Annotated in this window: 1 tRNA gene; it reads right to left on the bottom strand. The window is 47.7% G+C overall.

What is annotated here, in order from left to right:
- Nucleotides 1–231: 231 nt before the first annotated feature.
- Nucleotides 232–307: transfer RNA gene (locus tag NV64_RS22930), tRNA-Glu, on the bottom strand.
- Nucleotides 308–430: the final 123 nt, after the last annotated feature.

Below are 430 nucleotides of genomic sequence, written 5' to 3'. Positions count from 1 at the left end.
AACCTCACAACCCACAAGCGTCCCGAAGGACAACTCGAAAGCTGCAAGCATTTGAGAGACTCGAACATATCGTTGATTTCATTCTTATTACGGAGAATGAAAACGATACGTCGTTTCAATTTTCAGCTTGTTCCGGATTTTTAAAGAGCAAATATCTCAAACGTGACTGGCCTTACGGCTTAATCAGTTTTGAGATACTGGTTGGTAACGTCTTTCACGTCGTTACCGGTGTGGCGTCCCCAAGGGGATTCGAACCCCTGTTACAGCCGTGAAAGGGCAGTGTCCTGGGCCTCTAGACGATGGGGACCTTGGGTGCTACTTTGCTCGTTACTTTTCTATCAGACAATCTGTGTGGACACTACGCGGGAATGTATCTTGAGGTAAGGAGGTGATCCAACCGCAGGTTCCCCTACGGTTACCTTGTTACGAC

This window comes from Erwinia sp. B116, from assembly GCF_002865965.1.
Lineage (GTDB): Bacteria > Pseudomonadota > Gammaproteobacteria > Enterobacterales > Enterobacteriaceae > Erwinia.
Note: the sequence above shows the minus strand (reverse complement) of the source record. Positions and strands in the feature narration are given on the sequence as shown.